The organism is Methylobacterium nigriterrae (genome assembly GCF_037106235.1).
In the GTDB taxonomy this organism is placed as follows: Bacteria; Pseudomonadota; Alphaproteobacteria; order Rhizobiales; family Beijerinckiaceae; genus Methylobacterium; species Methylobacterium nigriterrae.
The window spans coordinates 1-272 of sequence record NZ_JBAWTG010000851.1 but is presented as its reverse complement, the minus strand read 5'-3'; the positions used below and the strand labels follow the sequence as shown (position 1 = coordinate 272).

Sequence of the window (272 nt, the reverse complement as noted above, 5' to 3'; positions counted from 1 at the left end):
CAAGGCGACCAGATAGCGTTGCTTGGCTTCTTCCTCCGTCACCGTGCCTGAGATCGTGTTGATGCTGACGGCAGCGACCACCGCGTTGCTGTGGTCACGCACAGGCACCGCGATGCCGCAGATGGCGGGATCGAGTTCGCCATCGACCCACGCATAGCCCTGTGTGTTGACGCGATTGAGTTCGAGGTCGAAAGCCCGCGGATCTGTGATGGTGTGGGGGGTGACTGGTTTGAAATCGGTCATGGTCAGGTAGTGCGAGCGTTGCTCCGGTG

1 protein-coding gene is annotated in these 272 nt (G+C 60.7%); it reads right to left on the bottom strand.

What is annotated here, in order from left to right:
• The coding region (locus WDW90_RS39415; protein ID WP_336493033.1) for an IclR family transcriptional regulator C-terminal domain-containing protein at positions 1-272 on the bottom strand (272 nt) is incomplete at both ends.